Source organism: Grimontia sp. AD028 (assembly GCF_000973155.1).
Lineage (GTDB): Bacteria > Pseudomonadota > Gammaproteobacteria > Enterobacterales > Vibrionaceae > Enterovibrio > Enterovibrio indicus.
Map to the genome: position 1 here is coordinate 1 of NZ_LASY01000008.1, position 15,762 is coordinate 15,762.

General features: G+C 49.1%; 14 protein-coding genes and 1 tRNA gene. 8 read left to right on the plus strand and 7 right to left on the minus strand.

Annotated elements, in window-relative coordinates; genetic code table 11:
• Positions 1-49: 49 nt before the first annotated feature.
• Positions 50-126: transfer RNA gene (locus tag RN22_RS01730), tRNA-Trp, on the plus strand.
• Between the two features lie 260 nt (positions 127-386).
• Positions 387-1,244, plus strand: coding sequence for an endonuclease/exonuclease/phosphatase family protein (locus RN22_RS01735; protein WP_046302849.1), 858 nt, complete (start codon positions 387-389; stop codon positions 1,242-1,244).
• A 15-nt stretch (positions 1,245-1,259) separates the two neighbouring features.
• On the opposite strand, the gene focA is transcribed toward RN22_RS01735, so the two are convergent.
• Positions 1,260-2,717, minus strand: a complete 1,458-nt coding sequence (focA, locus tag RN22_RS01740) for a formate transporter FocA (RefSeq protein ID WP_046302850.1) — start codon at positions 2,715-2,717, stop codon at positions 1,260-1,262.
• 219 nt (positions 2,718-2,936) lie between these two features.
• Here focA and RN22_RS01745 point away from each other — a divergent pair, with 219 nt between their 5' ends.
• Positions 2,937-3,842: a LysR substrate-binding domain-containing protein gene (locus RN22_RS01745; RefSeq protein WP_002537981.1), complete on the plus strand. Its 906-nt coding sequence runs from the start codon at positions 2,937-2,939 to the stop codon at positions 3,840-3,842.
• A gap of 63 nt (positions 3,843-3,905) precedes the next feature.
• On the opposite strand, the gene RN22_RS01750 is transcribed toward RN22_RS01745, so the two are convergent.
• Positions 3,906-5,477: a LysM peptidoglycan-binding domain-containing protein gene (locus tag RN22_RS01750; RefSeq protein ID WP_197076238.1), complete on the minus strand. Its 1,572-nt coding sequence runs from the start codon at positions 5,475-5,477 to the stop codon at positions 3,906-3,908.
• Between the two features lie 71 nt (positions 5,478-5,548).
• Positions 5,549-6,307 (minus strand): hydroxyacylglutathione hydrolase, encoded by a 759-nt coding sequence (gene gloB, locus RN22_RS01755; RefSeq protein WP_046302851.1) that lies wholly within the window; start codon positions 6,305-6,307, stop codon positions 5,549-5,551.
• Positions 6,308-6,338: 31 nt separating this feature from the next.
• Between gloB and RN22_RS01760 the strand changes: the two genes are divergently transcribed.
• Complete coding sequence (locus RN22_RS01760) at positions 6,339-7,064, plus strand: methyltransferase domain-containing protein (RefSeq protein WP_046302852.1); 726 nt, start codon at positions 6,339-6,341, stop codon at positions 7,062-7,064.
• Between the two features lie 5 nt (positions 7,065-7,069).
• Here the strand turns inward: RN22_RS01760 and rnhA are convergent, their stop codons facing one another.
• Entirely contained in the window at positions 7,070-7,537 is a 468-nt protein-coding gene (gene rnhA / locus RN22_RS01765) for a ribonuclease HI (protein WP_046302853.1), read from the minus strand.
• A gap of 51 nt (positions 7,538-7,588) precedes the next feature.
• On the opposite strand from rnhA, the gene dnaQ reads away from it, so the two are divergent.
• Together dnaQ and RN22_RS01775 are read left to right on the plus strand one after the other, a co-directional pair.
• Positions 7,589-8,332, plus strand: coding sequence for a DNA polymerase III subunit epsilon (dnaQ, locus tag RN22_RS01770; protein WP_046302854.1), 744 nt, complete (start codon positions 7,589-7,591; stop codon positions 8,330-8,332).
• Positions 8,329-9,612 (plus strand): TIGR03503 family protein, encoded by a 1,284-nt coding sequence (locus RN22_RS01775; protein WP_046302855.1) that lies wholly within the window; start codon positions 8,329-8,331, stop codon positions 9,610-9,612. The genes dnaQ and RN22_RS01775 overlap by 4 nt, the downstream gene beginning before the upstream one ends.
• A gap of 67 nt (positions 9,613-9,679) precedes the next feature.
• Here RN22_RS01775 and fadE read toward each other — a convergent pair whose 3' ends face one another.
• Positions 9,680-12,130: an acyl-CoA dehydrogenase FadE gene (gene fadE / locus RN22_RS01780; RefSeq protein ID WP_046302856.1), complete on the minus strand. Its 2,451-nt coding sequence runs from the start codon at positions 12,128-12,130 to the stop codon at positions 9,680-9,682.
• 331 nt (positions 12,131-12,461) lie between these two features.
• Between fadE and lpcA the strand changes: the two genes are divergently transcribed.
• Positions 12,462-13,040 carry a D-sedoheptulose 7-phosphate isomerase gene (gene lpcA, locus RN22_RS01785; RefSeq protein WP_002537972.1) on the plus strand — a complete coding sequence of 193 codons (579 nt, stop codon included), beginning with the start codon at positions 12,462-12,464 and terminating at the stop codon, positions 13,038-13,040.
• 15 nt (positions 13,041-13,055) lie between these two features.
• Positions 13,056-13,880: a class II glutamine amidotransferase gene (locus RN22_RS01790; RefSeq protein ID WP_046302857.1), complete on the plus strand. Its 825-nt coding sequence runs from the start codon at positions 13,056-13,058 to the stop codon at positions 13,878-13,880.
• A gap of 63 nt (positions 13,881-13,943) precedes the next feature.
• Here the strand turns inward: RN22_RS01790 and purN are convergent, their stop codons facing one another.
• Both purN and purM read right to left on the minus strand, forming a co-directional pair.
• Positions 13,944-14,579 carry a phosphoribosylglycinamide formyltransferase gene (purN, locus tag RN22_RS01795; protein ID WP_046302858.1) on the minus strand — a complete coding sequence of 212 codons (636 nt, stop codon included), beginning with the start codon at positions 14,577-14,579 and terminating at the stop codon, positions 13,944-13,946.
• A 2-nt stretch (positions 14,580-14,581) separates the two neighbouring features.
• Positions 14,582-15,625 carry a phosphoribosylformylglycinamidine cyclo-ligase gene (gene purM / locus RN22_RS01800; protein ID WP_046302859.1) on the minus strand — a complete coding sequence of 348 codons (1,044 nt, stop codon included), beginning with the start codon at positions 15,623-15,625 and terminating at the stop codon, positions 14,582-14,584.
• Positions 15,626-15,762: the final 137 nt, after the last annotated feature.

Here is a 15,762-nt window from a genome sequence, read left to right on the forward strand (position 1 = left end):
GTCCGCTCCGCCACTTCTTAAAGAGAAGCTAACTCTTAAAAACAGCAACAGGGGTGTAGCTCCAATTGGCAGAGCAGCGGATTCCAAATCCGCGTGTTGGGGGTTCGAATCCCTCCACCCCTGCCATCTTCAAGCCTCAGCAGAAATGCTGGGGCTTTTTCATATACAGAATTTGGCTCTGTGAGCTAATTTTTGGGGGCTGTAACGCCAGTCCGCTTGATGGCAAGCCCCGTCGAATTCCTCCACCCTGCCATCTTCAAGCCTCAGTAGAAAAGCTGAGGCTTTTTTGCATTTTGGGGTTGGCTTTGCTCTTAAATCCCTGTGCGGGAGTGGTGGTTTATGTGTATCCTTCAGGCTGGTTTAGTTCTCAAACACTAATCGGCACTATGAATCAACTTCGAAGCCTTTGGGTTATTCTTTCTACCGCATTTCTTCTACTAGGCATTGCTCTCATCTACTTTCTCGTTGATGTCCCTGACTCACCTCAGCTTGCTTCCGGTCAAGGTGCTGTGAAATGCCGCGAGTATGAAAGCTCTTCGGAGATTGATGTCTCGAAGCCTTTGAACATCGCTGTATGGAATATCTATAAACAGCAGTTGGAAGGTTGGGATACTGAACTTAAGTCGCTGGCGGCGGACAACACCATCATTTTGCTTCAGGAAGCGCAAACCAAACCACAAATGCTTAGCTATCTAGAACAAAGTGGCTGGCATAGTAATCAGGCTTATGCTTTTGCGATTAATGGGGAAATAGCAGGCGTGATGACGTTGTCTGAAGCTATTCCAGAGAAAGTCTGTGCTTATACCAAGGTTGAACCCTACTTACGATTACCAAAGAGTGCGTTGTACAGTGCTTTTCCGCTTTCCAATGGGGAAGTGTTGTCTGTGATTAACCTTCACAGTATCAATTTTACTTATGGCGTGACTGAGTATTCTGAGCAACTGGATGTGTTGGTAGAAGCGGTAGAGCCACTTAAGGGGCCTTTGATTATTGCCGGAGACTTAAACACCTGGAGTAATGAACGACTGTCTGTCGTGAGAGATAAGTTAAGTTCAATTGGGCTAAAGGAAGCGAATTTTCAGCCAGATGAAAGGCTACGGGTTTTCAGCCATCCGTTGGACCACGTATTTTATCGTGGGGTCACGTTACAGCACGCTAAATCTATCGATACTCCCGCCTCCGATCACGCGAGGCTCGAAGCGAGCTTTGTGTTTGATGAGGCAAAAGAAAAAGGCAGCGATTAACGCTGCCTTTCTTTTTCAGATTGCCTGCGACATTTGACTGATTGTTTCATTCGCATTGTAGAGTGGGCGCATCGCTTTCAATACATCTGAGCGAGAGATTACGCCAACAAGACGATTGTTTTCCAGTACTGGAAGGATATGAGGTTTACTCATTTTCGCTTCACGAACGCGGTCTTTAAGTGGTTTATAGCTTAGGCTGGTTGCAATACCCATATCAGAAACAGGAAAGGCTTTTTCTTTGTCGACGACTAAAAATTCAGCGACATCAATCAGGCTTTCGTTGGCGCTAAGAGCTGTCACATCGTCGTTCATTAAGTCGCCTACGCATTGTTCTGCATCTGGTAGGTAGTCCTCACACCATAGGTTGACCATCACATCGTGCACTGAGAAGAAGCCGACCACGTGCAGTTGATTGTCGCAAACCGGAGCACCAGTCAGTTGGTTTGAAAGCAGCACATCAATAGCATCTGCAGTGCGATCAGTGGCTTTCAATACGATAGGGCTGGTATTCATCAGATCTTTAACTTTCATTTTGTTCATCATGGCAGAATCCTTACTGGCTTTATTGAGTGTCACTGGCGAGTTGACGGCCAGCATTTCAGGTTGTTGCATTTGCTTTGTATAAATCCCCCAGTTGGCAAGGCCAACCAGTACAGCACCACCGACAACGTTGCCAAGCGTCACTGGGATAAGGTTATTAACGATAAAGTGGGAAACAGTTAAGTCAGCGTAACTTGATGCTGATACACCTAATTGCGTCCAGAAAGCGTCCGGTGAAAAGTGAGAAATGACGATACCCAGCGGAACCATAAACATGTTGGCGATACTGTGCTCGAAACCACTGGACACGAACATGGCGACAGGCAGCATAGTCATTACAGCTTTGACAACAGGATTTGCAGAGCAAAAGGTTAGCCAAATCGCTGTGCAGACAAGAATGTTACAGAGCACGCCGAGCGTGAACGCTTCAAGCCAAGTGTGATGGAGCTTATGCTGTGCGATATTGAGTGCATTCAGCCCCCATTGACCGCCATCCAGTTGGTATAGCCCTGCTGCTGTTACCAGCGCTAACAAAATCATCGCGCCGATAAAGTTGCCTAGGTAGACCTTGCCCCAGGTACTGAAAAGCTTTCCGATGCCTACCTGGTTGTTGGCCCAGGAGATACTAGAAAGTACTGTGCTGGTAAACAGCTCGCCTTCAAAGATGACGATAAGTATCAGGCCCATACTGAATGCGAGTCCGCCAATCAGCCTAGTCATTCCCCAACTTGTGCTGTCATTACCTGTGGTGACTGTGATGTAGAAAAGAAACGCGAGGCCGATAAAGGCGCCAGCTAGCACAGCGAGACTGATGGTGACTCCACTTCTTTTGCTGATTTTCTTCAGTGCATAGCGCTCTGCCTCGGACATCATTTCAGCCGCAGAGAAGCCTTTCACTGAGACGAAGTCGTGATCAGAATGCGCAGTTGTCATTTCTTCCCCTCCTGTGTTGTTTCATGGTGTTTTCCTTTTTCTTCGAGTCGGGCGGTATACCTGACTTCCCTTTCAGAGTAAGTGTGATTGAGTGGTCAAGTACAATTGATAATCCTTTGTTTTGTATTCAATTTTATTGATGATTTTTTTAGGGTGAGTACAATAAATCCATAAAAATAAAGAGGTTTAACGTTCGCTGCTTTTCTGGGGAGGGAAGTCATGCGCTATTCACTTAAACAACTGGCAGTTTTCGATGCCGTTGCGGATTGCGGCAGCGTCAGTCAGGCGGCAGATTTACTGGCTTTGACCCAGTCTGCGACTAGTATGTCGCTGTCTCAGCTCGAGAAAATGTTGGGCAGGCCGCTTTTTGAAAGGAAAGGGAAGCGTCTTATCCTGACGCATTGGGGAGCATGGCTTCGACCAAAGGCCAAGCGGTTGTTGAGAGACGCCAAGCAGATTGAAATGGGCTTCTATGACCAGCACCTGTTGAGCGGCGAAATCCGCCTTGGGGCAAGTCAAACCCCAGCAGAACACCTGGTTCCGGACCTTATCAGTATTATTGATAATGACTTTCCAGAAATTCGAATTTCCTTAGGCGTGCGAAGTACCAGCTCTATTATTCAGGGTGTGTTGGACTACCGCTATGATCTGGGGATTATTGAAGGTCGTGTAGATGACAATCGTCTGCATCAGGAGCCATGGTGCACGGATCACCTAACGATTGTGGCAGCGGCCCATCATCCTTTTGCCAAACGTGAACGCGTAAGTATGGCGCAGCTGGAGCAGGCGCAATGGATTTTGCGTGAACATGGTTCGGGAACAAGAATGGCATTTGAGAGTGCGATTTCTCGCCATATCGCTGACCTTGATGTTTGGCGCGAGTATGAACATATTCCAGTTATCCGAAGTCTTGTTGCCAATGGGCCTTATGTCACCTGCTTACCTTACTTAGATGTTGAGCAGTATATTGAAGACGGAAAGTTGGTGGCGCTGAACGTACCAGAGTTAGATATCTCACGTTCACTTTCTTTTGTATGGCGGGCTGATATGGCGGAAAACCCCGTGGTGGATTGCTTTAAGCGGGAAGGTATCAGGATGATGAAGCGACACCCTATGGTGATGTAATCAATTTTGTTGATACAAAAAGCGCGCAGCGAAAACGCTGCGCGCTTTTTTACTAACTAGAAGTTAAGCACTTACTTTGGTGACATCTATATACAGCTTCAGTTTTTGTCCTGGCTGGATATACGCGTTCTTCTTCAGCGAGTTCCATTTCACCAGATCTGACACCGACACCTTGTAGCGCGCAGCAATACCACTCAGTGAATCGCCTTCACGGATTTGGTAGAAGATAGTACGGATACGTGCGCCTTCATCGGCTTTTTTCCAAATCACCAAGTCCTGACCAATGCGCAGCGGATCTTTCGGTGCCATACCATTCCAGCGCGCCAGCGAAGTATGTGACACGCCGTGTTTACGGGCGATCGTCCAGAAGCTATCACCTTTTTGCACTGTGTGGGTGAGTTTAATGTCACCGCGTTGTTTACTGGTGAGTTTTGCTAAACGCTGTGGAGCACTCAGTGTGTATTGGCTTTCGTCTTTCAGCGATACAGGAATGAGCAAGTGCTCTCCCACACGGATATTGGTGCCTTTTAAGCTATTGGCACGTTGAATCACTTTTACCGTTGTATTGTGGCGTTTTGCAATCAGGCCCAGAGAATCACCGCTTTTTACTTTATAGCGGGTCACTTTCACGCCCTGATTATTGTTTTCTGTTAGGTTGCTATTAAAGCGAGCCACATTTTCTTTAGGTAACAGCAAATGGTTTGCACCGTCTGGTGCTGTCGCCCAGTGATTATAGGCAGGGTTCAGGCTTTGGAGCTCAGACAGAGACAGGCCGGCGTAGTTGGCGGCCAGTGCCAAATCCATCTGCACGCCAGGTTCTACCTGCTCCACAACAGGCTTGTTGGCAATAGCTGGTAAGTCTAAGCCATAACGCTCTTTGTTCTTAACGACATCTGCTACAGCAATCAGCTTAGGCACATAACCACTGGTTTCTTTTGGCAGAGAAAGGTGCCAGAAGTCGGTTGGAAGGCCTTTGGCTTTATTGTTTCTAATCGCGCGGAACACACGACCCTCACCTGTGTTGTAGGCGGCCAGTGCATGTAACCAGTCGCCATCAAATTTCTTGTGAAGGTATTCCAGCAAATCTAATGCAGCATCCGTTGAAGCGACGACATCACGACGGCCGTCATACCACCAGTTTTGTTCCAGACCAAAGCGGCGGCCTGTGTCTGGCACAAATTGCCATAAACCCGCTGCGCGGCCATGGGAGTACGCAAATTGATCAAATGAGCTTTCTACGACTGGCAGAAGCGCGATCTCGAGTGGAATGCCGCGCTCTTCAACTTTTTCAGTGATGAGATACAGGAAAGGTTCAGCGCGTTCGGCGACTGTTTTGAGGTGTTGCGGGTGCTTTAAGTACCAGTTGCGGTAGTAATTAACGCGCTTGTTTTCAGGTACGGGCATCTCGAGTTGCATGGCAATCCGTTCCCAGACATCGTCCTGTGTTTGAGGCGTGATGACAGGAGTGGTCTCCTCGACCTTTTCGGTTTCAACTGGCGTCTGAGCGATGTCAGTCTTTAGGAGTGCTTCTTCCTGTTGCTCTGGCGTGTTAGTCGTGGTCGCGACATCACTTTGGCCGGTAATCTGGCATCCTGCGAGGAACATCGATCCCACTAACACATAACGGAACTTCATTAATCTCTGACCTTTCAAAAAATGGCCGATGATGATACTCGGCCGGAACTCTTGCTTACAAGTGACTTGTGTCAAAATTCATCTTTCCAACGTCTGAGCGCCGCAAAAGTTTCGGTATCCGTAGAGTCAGTCGCACCTTGACTTACAGCCGCTTTGACACTGTCGATATGGGCGCGTAGGAAAGGGTTGATACACTTTTCTTTCCCAATCGAACTCGGCAAAGTGGGGGTGTTTTTCTCCCGAAGTGCCTTAGCTTCAACAACATATTCGTTAAGCGCAGTATTGTTCGGTTCGACCGCGAGAGCAAATTTCAGGTTTGAAAGCGTGTATTCATGCGCACAAAACACCAGTGTGTCATCCGGTAAAGACGCCAGATGTGTCAGGGATTGGTGCATTTGTTTTGGGGTGCCCTCAAACAGCCGACCACAACCTGCAGAAAATAGCGTATCCCCGCAAAAAAGCATTCCCTCAGCATAATAAGCAATGTGGTCGAGTGTATGTCCCGGAACGTGGAAAACTGTAAAGTCAGTGTTGAACAGTGTAAAACTCTGACCGTATTTCAGAGGATGGTTGACCATAGGGAAACGAGCGGTCGCTGGGCCATAAATGGAGAGGGCTGGGAAGTGTTCCAGTAAGGTGCGGATACCGCCAATATGGTCATTGTGATGATGAGTGACCAGTACCCCATTCAGCGTCAGCCCTTCATTGTTAAGGGTTTCAAGTACTGGCTTGGCATCACCGGGATCGACGACAACACAATGATTGTCATCATTTTTTAGCAGCCAGATGTAATTGTCATTGAATGCAGGTATGCTTGTTACAGATAGCATTGAATCTCTCCAGCTATAACTCTAAAACACTATGAAACCAGCACGCAGCCAACGTCCACTGGAATACCCGTACACTTGGGACCAATTCGCGCACGGCGAATGGGCGTGCACGCACGTGCAAACGCGGCTGGACGAATGGTTGCCCAGACTGTTCGGTTATCACATGCTAAAGCTTGGTGGCCTTAGCTGTGAAATGGTGACCGGGCATTGTAACATCCAGCATCAGGTCTGTATTGATAAGCTAAATCCGTTACGAAACATGGAAGCGGAAAACTACGACCTGCCTTTCCTAGACAAAGCCTTTGACGTTTGCATTCTCGCCAACCAACTTGACTACACGGATGACCCTCACCGATTGCTGCGTGAGATCGACAGAGTCATGATAGACGATGGCTATCTGATCCTTTCAGGAGTTAATCCCAGTAGTTTGATGGGGATCGGCCGATTGATACCTTGGCGCAAGAATCGACTGCCTTGGAATGGACGAATGTTTACGCCATTGCGGGTGAGGGACTGGTTGGGAGTGTTAAACTACGAAATCGTTGAAATGTCGTGTTTCGGACTGATTCCAGCAACACGCCACCGAACTTGTGGCGTATGGTTTGAAAATGCCTGTTCGGGGCTTCTGCCTGCTATTGGCTCGCTCTATTTCATTGTTGCACGTAAGCGAACCTATCCACTGAAACCTATCAAACCGAAGTGGAAGCTGAAAAAATCGCTGTCGCCGGTGAGTGTGAACTATCGCACCGGCGGTTGAGATATTTACTCGGAAGGGATGTAACCTTCATCTGGCCCTGTCGGGTTTTCTGCGGCGGTTCTTGCCAGTTCATCACAGCGCTCATTTTCTGGATGACCTGCATGACCTTTCACCCATTGCCAATCCACAGTATGGCGCTGGGTTTCGGTATCCAGACGCTGCCATAGGTCGGCATTTTTTACTGGCTTTTTATCTGCAGTTTTCCAACCTCGTTTCTTCCAATTGTGTATCCACTGGGTGATCCCCTGACGCACGTATTGACTGTCGGTAGTCAGCGTGACGTTGCAAGATTCTTTCAGGCTCGCCAGACCCACAATGGCCGCCAGCAGTTCCATGCGGTTATTGGTGGTGAGCGCAAAGCCTTCGCTCATCTCTTTCTCGTGTTGTTTATAACGCATGACCACGCCATAACCACCCGGTCCTGGATTACCGAGACAAGAACCGTCCGTGAAAATTTCTACCTGCTTGACCATATTTGTTAGTATCTGTGGAAATTAATCGCCAAGTCTGACACAAGTGCCGCTATGAAAGCCAGTTACGACAGAATTATCGTTCTCGATACCGAAACCACGGGTATGAACCGTGAAGGTGGTCCCCATTATGAAGGACACCGCATTATTGAAATCGGCGCGGTGGAAATCATCAACCGCAAGCTGACCGGTCGCCATTTCCACGTGTACATCAAACCGGATCGAGAAATCGATCCGGAAGCGATTTCCGTACACGGTATTACCGATCAGTTTTTACGTGACAAGCCGGAATACGGCGATATTCATGCCGAATTCCTCGAATTTATCAAAGGCGCGGAACTTGTTGCCCACAACGCGCCCTTTGATACCGGCTTCATGGACTATGAATTCCAGATGCTGGATCCGTCGATTGGTAAGACGGACGACTTCTGCAAGGTGACCGATACCCTTGCCATGGCGAAGAAGATCTTCCCGGGCAAGCGGAACAACCTTGATATTCTCTGTGAACGTTACGGCATAGACAACTCGCACCGTACCCTACACGGCGCATTGCTCGATGCCGAGATTCTGGCTGATGTATACCTGTTGATGACAGGTGGCCAGACAACGCTCAAGTTCAGTGGTAGTGATTCAAACGAAGAAGGCGGTGAAGGTGAAGCCATTCGACGTGTCGAAGCCGGTACGAAAAAACTAAAGATTATCAGTGCCTCTGCCGATGAACTAAGTGAACATGAAAAGCAGCTCGATATCATCGAAAAGAATGGCAGCTGTTTGTGGAGGCAACAGGAGAGTGTATGAAAACAAGGTGGGCTGGGTTGCTGCTCACTCTGCTGATGGCGTTCAACGTCGCAGCGGAGCAGACATCGGATCGTGACATACGGTTACTGAATAATCGTTTCCGTATCGATTCCACCATTACTCAGGTTGCCTTTGTTATCTATCGCCAAAAACCCAGTCAGCCGGTTGTGCTTGTGCAGCCGGATGGCTCCAAGCTATATGAATTCCGTCATCCCGATAATGTTTCATGGCATAAAGAGCCGGACATGGACATTATTTCGATTCTAAACCCAATGCCTGGCCCGTGGCAGGCGATTGGTAAAGTCACTCCTGAAAATAAAATCCGTATTCTCTCCGAACTCAGTATGAAGGTAGACACCTTCCCAAGCCGTCTTTACCAAGGAGAGACACTTAAGTTTACCGCCCGGTTAATGCAAGGTGATGTGCCACTGAATCTCAGGGACTTTCTCGACCGCGTTGAGTTAACCGTCACCTTTACAGAGTATCTGGAAAGTGTGGATGATATTCCGGTGGATCAGCGCCCGCAGGAAATGTCTCTTGGCCGCTTCAAAGATGATGGTGCGGGGTTGGATGAATACGCAGGTGACGGCGTGTTTACCGTCGAGCTTCCTGTGAATGCTCATCCTGGAAAATATCGCGCACGAGTCACTTCAGGTAATGGCGTGTTTTTCCGCACTCTGGAGCAGGAAGTCTTGGTGTATCCAACACCACTGATGGCGACCTTTAAACAAAGCCGTAAAAAAGCGCTGCCTCACCATCTTCTGGTGGAGTCTGATACCGCAAGCATAGAGCCTGGTTCAATTGCTGCTCATTCGGAGTTTACGGATCCCAATGGCAAGTTATCTGTCTATCAGGGCGTTGCGGGCGAAGATTACACGGCGCTCACCGTCGATATCGATAACTTCGAAGAGCCGGGGCGTCATAAATGGCATGCATGGCTATATGGCACGGATAAACTTTCTGGACGCCCTTTGATGTTCCATCTTCCTGAGCAGACGTTTGCCGTGGCAGATTATGAGGCGATCGAGCAGGCGAAGATCGAGCGTGAAGAACGAGAAGCGGAGCGTAAGCGTATAGAAGATGAGCGCATTGCGGCTGAGAAACGTGAAGCAGATAGAAAGATGGCAATGATCACTATTATTGGTGGCAACATCTTGCTGCTTATCTTGGCAGTCGGTGGCTGGTTTGTCGTTCGTATGATCAAGCGTAAGAAGCTTGCTGCAGAGACGGAAGAGGAGCTGGAAGCACCGCCACCGGAAGAGCCGGACAAAGCGGCTTAATCCGTTTATTCAGTGCAAAGAAAAAGGAGAAGCTAAGCTTCTCCTTTTGTCGTTATCGGGTTTGATGTTAAGCAGCGTGTACCACTTTATCCAACGTTTTGCTCGCTGCTGCGAGCTCTGCAGGATCAAAGTCATCAACGTTGATAGTTTCGAGGCGACCTTCCTCTGCAATACGCAGGATGTCTGCTTCTTTCTCTGAAATTGCGCCCTCACGAAGACCAATCTCCGCCACTTTGTCGAGGAACATAAATGGCAGTTTTTGACCCGTCGAGTCACACACTTTCTGGTAGATAGGCTCTGCGGCAAGGATATCCAGCAGAGCTTTTTCAATCTTACCTACCGCATTGTGCTCAGAGGCTTCCAGGAACTGACCACGGCCGATACGGCTGCGGGTTTCACCTGGGGTTTGCAGAATTGCTGCCACTTTACCGTCCAGCGAATCGCTTGGTTTGGTGCGGCGGGTGCCGAATGGGAATAACAGAACACGCAGCGGCGCAGCTACCCAACGGGCAGGGAAGTTGGCAAGGAAATCATCCAGAGCTTCTTCAGTTTGGTACATAGCATCTTGCATGCCCCAGTGAACCAAAGGCAGATCCGCTTTTTGGTAACCTTCGTCGGCATAGCGTTTCATGGTTGCTGAAGCTAGGTACAATTGGCTAAGAACATCACCCAGACGCGCGGAAAGACGCTCTTTACGTTTCAGGTTACCACCCAGCACTGCCATTGATATGTCAGATAAAAGCGCCAGGTTAGACGCGTATCGGTTCATCTGTTGGTAGTAGCGCGCCGTTTCGTCTTTACGTGGCACGCTGGAAGTGCGGCCGTCAGTCAGGCCTAACCAAACCGAACGAACCAGATTGCTTATCACAAAGCCAACATGGCCAAACAGTGCCTGGTCAAAACCAGCCAAAGCTTCGCGCTCGTCTTCTTTGTAAGCGGCGTTCATTTCTTCCAGAACGAATGGATGACAACGGATAGCACCTTGACCAAAGATGATCATCGAGCGGGTCAGAATGTTCGCACCCTCTACTGTAATGGCAATCGGTGCACCTTGATAACCGCGGGCCAGGAAGTTTTTCGGGCCCATACAGATACCCTTACCACCGACGACGTCCATAGCGTCAATCACGCCACGTTGACCACGATGGGTACAGTGGTATTTCACAATAGCAGAGATGACTGACGGCTTCTCACCCAAGTCGATGCCAGCCACGGTCAACGCACTGGCGGCATCCATGACATAGGCGTTACCACCGATGCGTGCCAATGGCTCTTCAATACCTTCCATTTTACCGATAGGCAATTTGAACTGACGGCGAATGCGGGCATAAGCGCCAGTCGCCAGCGCAGCTGTTTTGAGGCCGCCTGTCGAGTTTGAAGGCAGGGTAATACCACGCCCAACTGACAGACATTCAACCAGCATGCGCCAACCCTGGCCTGCCATTTCTGGACCACCGATGATGAAATCAAGTGGAACAAAAATATTCTCACCACGGGTAGGACCGTTTTGGAACGGCAGGTTCAGCGGGAAATGACGGCGGCCAATGTCCACGCCTTCAATATCCGTAGGGATCAGCGCACAGGTGATCCCCATATCCTCCTGATCACCCAGCAGACCTTCCGGATCTTTCAGCTTGAATGCCAGACCAAGAACGGTCGCGACTGGCGCCAGTGTGATGTAACGCTTGTTCCAGGTGATGGACATACCCAGCACTTCTTTGCCTTGCCACATGCCTTTAGTGACAACACCTTCATCCGGGATAGAGCCTGCATCAGAGCCTGCTTCAGGGCTTGTCAGTGCGAAACATGGGATTTCAAGGCCATTCGCTAGGCGTGGCAGGTAGTAATCTTTCTGGTCTGTGGTGCCATAGTGTTGCAGTAGCTCACCAGGACCTAGGCTGTTTGGCACACCAACGGTGGAAGATAGCACGCCTGAAACGCCGGTCAGTTTTTGCAGGACCAATGATTGTGCGTAAGCAGAAAACTCCAGACCACCGTATTCCTTTTTGATTATCATGGCGAAAAACTTGTTGTCCTTCAGGTATTGCCAGACTTCCGGTGGCAGGTCTGCCAGTTCATGGGTGACCTGATAGTCATTGACCATGCGGCACACTTCGTTGACTGGGCCGTCGAGGAATGCTCGCTCTTCAGCACTCAGGCGAGGTGCAGGAATGTCATGCAGCTTGTTCCAATCTGGCGCGCCGCGGAAAAGATCGGCTTCCCACCAGACGGTGCCTGCATCAATAGCTTCTTTTTCGGTCTGAGACATTTCTGGCATCACGCCTTTAAACATCTTCAGTGCAGGTTTGCTCAGCCATGACTCACGGAATGAGCGGACGTTCAAAGGAATGGCGATTGCGATGAATACCAGCCAGCTGATTTGGCCAACAATGCCCATCACAGAGCCAACAATTAACATTCCCGCTGCTGCGGCGGTGAATAGTTTCAAGCCAGCGCGGTGATACGCCAGTATCGCCATCAGTGCCAGAAACGTTATCAGGTACAGGGTTGTCGCCATTTTCGGTTCTCCTTATCCTTCAACCCAATCTTATAATGGTAAGAGGTCATACCACTTAATTGTAAGCAGGTTTTTAAGAAAATGTAAAACAGTGACCGGTAAAAATGTGCACCTCACTTCACAGAGAAGTACAATGAAACAGTGTTCAGTTTTCAGACGATTGTTTTTACGAGAGATGCATAAGGTGAGGCAGATTATCGACAGCTTCATCTTTTTGCGGGTACACTGCTTCTCATATCTTCGGGCGCTTGCCCTGCTAATAAATCCTTCTGGTCGCTATCAATAGCGCGGCTGGTAATGGACGACTAAACCAATAAATAGAGAATTGCCCATGTACCAAGATCTCATTCGCTCAGAGCTTAACGAAGCAGCTCAGGTGCTTAACGCGTTTCTAAGTGACGACAAGAACATTGCAGACATCGAAGCGGCAGCGAAACTGCTGGCTGATTCCTTTAAAGCAGGCGGTAAAGTACTGTCATGCGGTAATGGCGGTTCGCATTGTGACGCGATGCACTTTGCTGAAGAGCTGACGGGTCGTTACCGTGAAAACCGCCCTGGTTATCCGGCCATCGCAATCTCTGATCCAAGCCACCTTTCTTGTGTATCGAATGACTTTGGCTATGAGTACGTTTTCTCTCGTTATGTTCAGGCGGTAGGCGCAAAAGGTGACGTATTGTTTGGTCTATCGACGTCAGGTAATTCTGGTAACGTGCTGAAAGCGATTGATGCGGCGAAAGAGAAAGGCATGAAGAGCATTATGCTGACTGGTAAAGATGGCGGTAAAATGGCAGGTTTGGCAGACATTGAAATCCGTGTCCCGCATTTCGGCTACGCGGATCGTATTCAGGAAGTGCACATCAAGATCATTCACATCCTGATCCAGCTTGTCGAAAAAGAAATGGAAAAATAAGGATAACGTAAAGGAATGTGTGAACTGCTTGGCATGAGTGCCAATGTACCAACGGACATTTGTTTTAGCTTTACCGGCTTAATCCAGCGTGGGGGAAATACAGGCCCTCACCGCGATGGCTGGGGCATTGTCTTTTATGAAGGCAAAGGGTTTAGGACCTTCAAAGACCCTAACCCAAGCTGCGACTCTAAAATTGCTGAGCTTGTTCAGAGTTATCCGATCAAAAGCTGCGCCGTGATAAGCCATATTCGTCAGGCGAACCGCGGTGAAGTCAATCTGGAGAATACTCATCCGTTTACCCGCGAAATTTGGGGACGTTACTGGACCTATGCTCACAATGGGCAATTGTCAGATTACGAAGATTTGCCGACAGGACACTTCAAGCCTGTTGGAGAAACGGACAGTGAAAAAGCCTTCTGCTATTTATTGCACGAAATTGAAAAGCATTACCCCGACAAGCCGGACGATATGACGGAAGTGTTCCGTTTTATCGCCAGCCGCTGTGACAAACTTCGTGAACTGGGCGTGTTTAACATGTTGTTCAGTGACGGTGACTATGTGATGGCGTATTGCTCCAATAACCTTCACTGGATAACCCGTCGTGCACCGTTTGGTAAAGCCAGCCTGATCGATGAAGAGGTGACGGTCGACTTTCAGGAAGAGACGACGCCGAATGACGTGGTGACAGTGATTGCGACTCAGCCACTGACCAACAATGAAACTTGGCACAAGATGCAGCCGGGTGAGTATTGTGTGTTCCATTTGGGTGAAGTGATTACCTGCAACCGCGCTGATATTGCAGCACAGGCAGAAGAAGTGGCTAGCGAATCCGATTCGTAGTGCCACCTTCAGACGATAAAAAACGCGCCGTAAGGGCGCGTTTTTTGTGTCCGGTAAACGGAGTTAATCAGCTGCGTAGCCAGACTGTCCCAGCACTTCGCCATCCATCACGGCTTTTTCATCCGCCATGTTGAGTCTGCCCTGACAAAACCATTCCACCACTAATGGATAGATACGGTGTTCTTGCTCCTGAACACGTTCGAATACACTTTCCGCATCGTCATCTTCAAAAATCGGCACTCTGGCCTGAAGAATAACGGGGCCACCGTCGAGCTCTTCTGTTACGAAATGTACTGAAGTACCGTGCTCGTCATCCCCTGCGTCAATGGCACGCTGGTGGGTGTTGAGGCCGGTGTATTTCGGCAATAGGGAAGGGTGAATGTTCAGCATCTTGCCCTGATAATGACGGACAAACTCTGGCGTCAGGATACGCATGAAACCCGCCAACACAATGAGGTCTGGCGAGTATTCATCGATAGTAGCCATCAGCTGGCTGTCATATTGGCTTCGATCTGAAATCCCTTTGCTGGCAACCACAACCGCTTCAATCCCGGCGTCTTTAGCACGGGTGAGGCCGTATGCGTCTTCTTTGTTTGCAATGACAGCCGAAATTTCAATGCCGTTATTGCCATGGCAGCGATCAATGACCGCCTGAAGATTTGAGCCGTTTCCAGAAACCAGAACAACCAGCTTTTTCATGGTTACCCCTTGATCTCAACCTGTTCTTCGCCAGCCGCAGCGTTCTCGATGGTGCCTAGCAGCCATGCGCTTTCACCTTCCTGATTCAGGATGTCGATCGCTTTCTGTGCTTGGTCAGCAGGCAGTGCAATCACAAGACCCACGCCACAGTTGAAGGTACGGTACATTTCGTGCTCGGTCACGTTACCGTTTTCTTGCAGCCAGTTGAAAATAACAGGCCATTCCCAGCTGTTTCCATCGATCACGGCTTTGGTGCCTTCAGGCAGCACGCGAGGAATGTTTTCCCAGAAACCGCCACCAGTGATGTGCGAAATGGCGTGAACATCACAGCTTTCAAGCATCTTCAGGGCAGGTTTTACATAAATGCGGGTCGGTTCCAGCAGGTGGTCAGCCAGTGTTTTTCCGTCAAGCTCCGCGTTAACGTCTGCGCCTGAAACCTCGATGATCTTGCGAACAAGGCTGTAGCCGTTAGAGTGCGGACCTGATGAAGCGACAGCAATGATCGCATCACCTTGAGCGACTTTAGTGCCGTCGATCACTTCTTCTTTCTCAACGACACCAACACAGAAACCTGCCACGTCATAATCTTCACCGTGGTACATGCCTGGCATTTCAGCGGTTTCACCGCCGATAAGTGCACAGCCAGCTTGCAAACAGCCTTCGCCAATACCGGTTACCACGTCAGCAGCTGTATCAACGTCCAGCTTGCCTGTTGCGTAGTAATCAAGGAAGAACAGTGGCTCAGCACCCTGAACAATCAGGTCATTCACACACATTGCCACCAGGTCGATACCAATGGTGTCGTGTTTTTTCAGATCCATCGCCAGGCGAAGTTTGGTACCTACACCGTCAGTACCTGAAACCAGGACTGGCTGTTTGTATTTTGTAGGCAGTTCACAAAGTGCACCGAAACCACCGATGCCACCCATGACTTCAGGACGGCGAGTGCGCTTAACAACGCCTTTAATTCTGTCGACCAGGGCGTTACCTGCATCGATATCTACACCTGCATCTTTGTAGCTTAGAGAAGACTTATTATCGCTCACTGGGGATCCTTACCGAGTTATGGACTAAAAAGCGGCGCCATTTTAACAGCGGTATTTCAAAAAGGAAAACGTTTGCGTCAGGTTCAATGCAGCGAATTCGGCTTAAAAAAGCGCAACCAGTTGTATGTAACTATTAC

What these genes read in the sequence shown, in the direction of transcription:
- RN22_RS01790 (WP_046302857.1), top strand. Translation starts at nt 13,056, where the DNA reads ATGTGTGAACTGCTTGGCATGAGTGCCAATGTACCAACGGACATTTGT.
- RN22_RS01760 (WP_046302852.1), top strand. Translation starts at nt 6,339, where the DNA reads ATGAAACCAGCACGCAGCCAACGTCCACTGGAATACCCGTACACTTGG.
- focA (WP_046302850.1), bottom strand. Translation starts at nt 2,717, where the DNA reads ATGACAACTGCGCATTCTGATCACGACTTCGTCTCAGTGAAAGGCTTC.
- lpcA (WP_002537972.1), top strand. Translation starts at nt 12,462, where the DNA reads ATGTACCAAGATCTCATTCGCTCAGAGCTTAACGAAGCAGCTCAGGTG.
- rnhA (WP_046302853.1), bottom strand. Translation starts at nt 7,537, where the DNA reads ATGGTCAAGCAGGTAGAAATTTTCACGGACGGTTCTTGTCTCGGTAAT.
- RN22_RS01775 (WP_046302855.1), top strand. Translation starts at nt 8,329, where the DNA reads ATGAAAACAAGGTGGGCTGGGTTGCTGCTCACTCTGCTGATGGCGTTC.
- RN22_RS01745 (WP_002537981.1), top strand. Translation starts at nt 2,937, where the DNA reads ATGCGCTATTCACTTAAACAACTGGCAGTTTTCGATGCCGTTGCGGAT.
- RN22_RS01735 (WP_046302849.1), top strand. Translation starts at nt 387, where the DNA reads ATGAATCAACTTCGAAGCCTTTGGGTTATTCTTTCTACCGCATTTCTT.
- gloB (WP_046302851.1), bottom strand. Translation starts at nt 6,307, where the DNA reads ATGCTATCTGTAACAAGCATACCTGCATTCAATGACAATTACATCTGG.
- dnaQ (WP_046302854.1), top strand. Translation starts at nt 7,589, where the DNA reads ATGAAAGCCAGTTACGACAGAATTATCGTTCTCGATACCGAAACCACG.
- fadE (WP_046302856.1), bottom strand. Translation starts at nt 12,130, where the DNA reads ATGGCGACAACCCTGTACCTGATAACGTTTCTGGCACTGATGGCGATA.
- RN22_RS01750 (WP_197076238.1), bottom strand. Translation starts at nt 5,477, where the DNA reads ATGAAGTTCCGTTATGTGTTAGTGGGATCGATGTTCCTCGCAGGATGC.
- purN (WP_046302858.1), bottom strand. Translation starts at nt 14,579, where the DNA reads ATGAAAAAGCTGGTTGTTCTGGTTTCTGGAAACGGCTCAAATCTTCAG.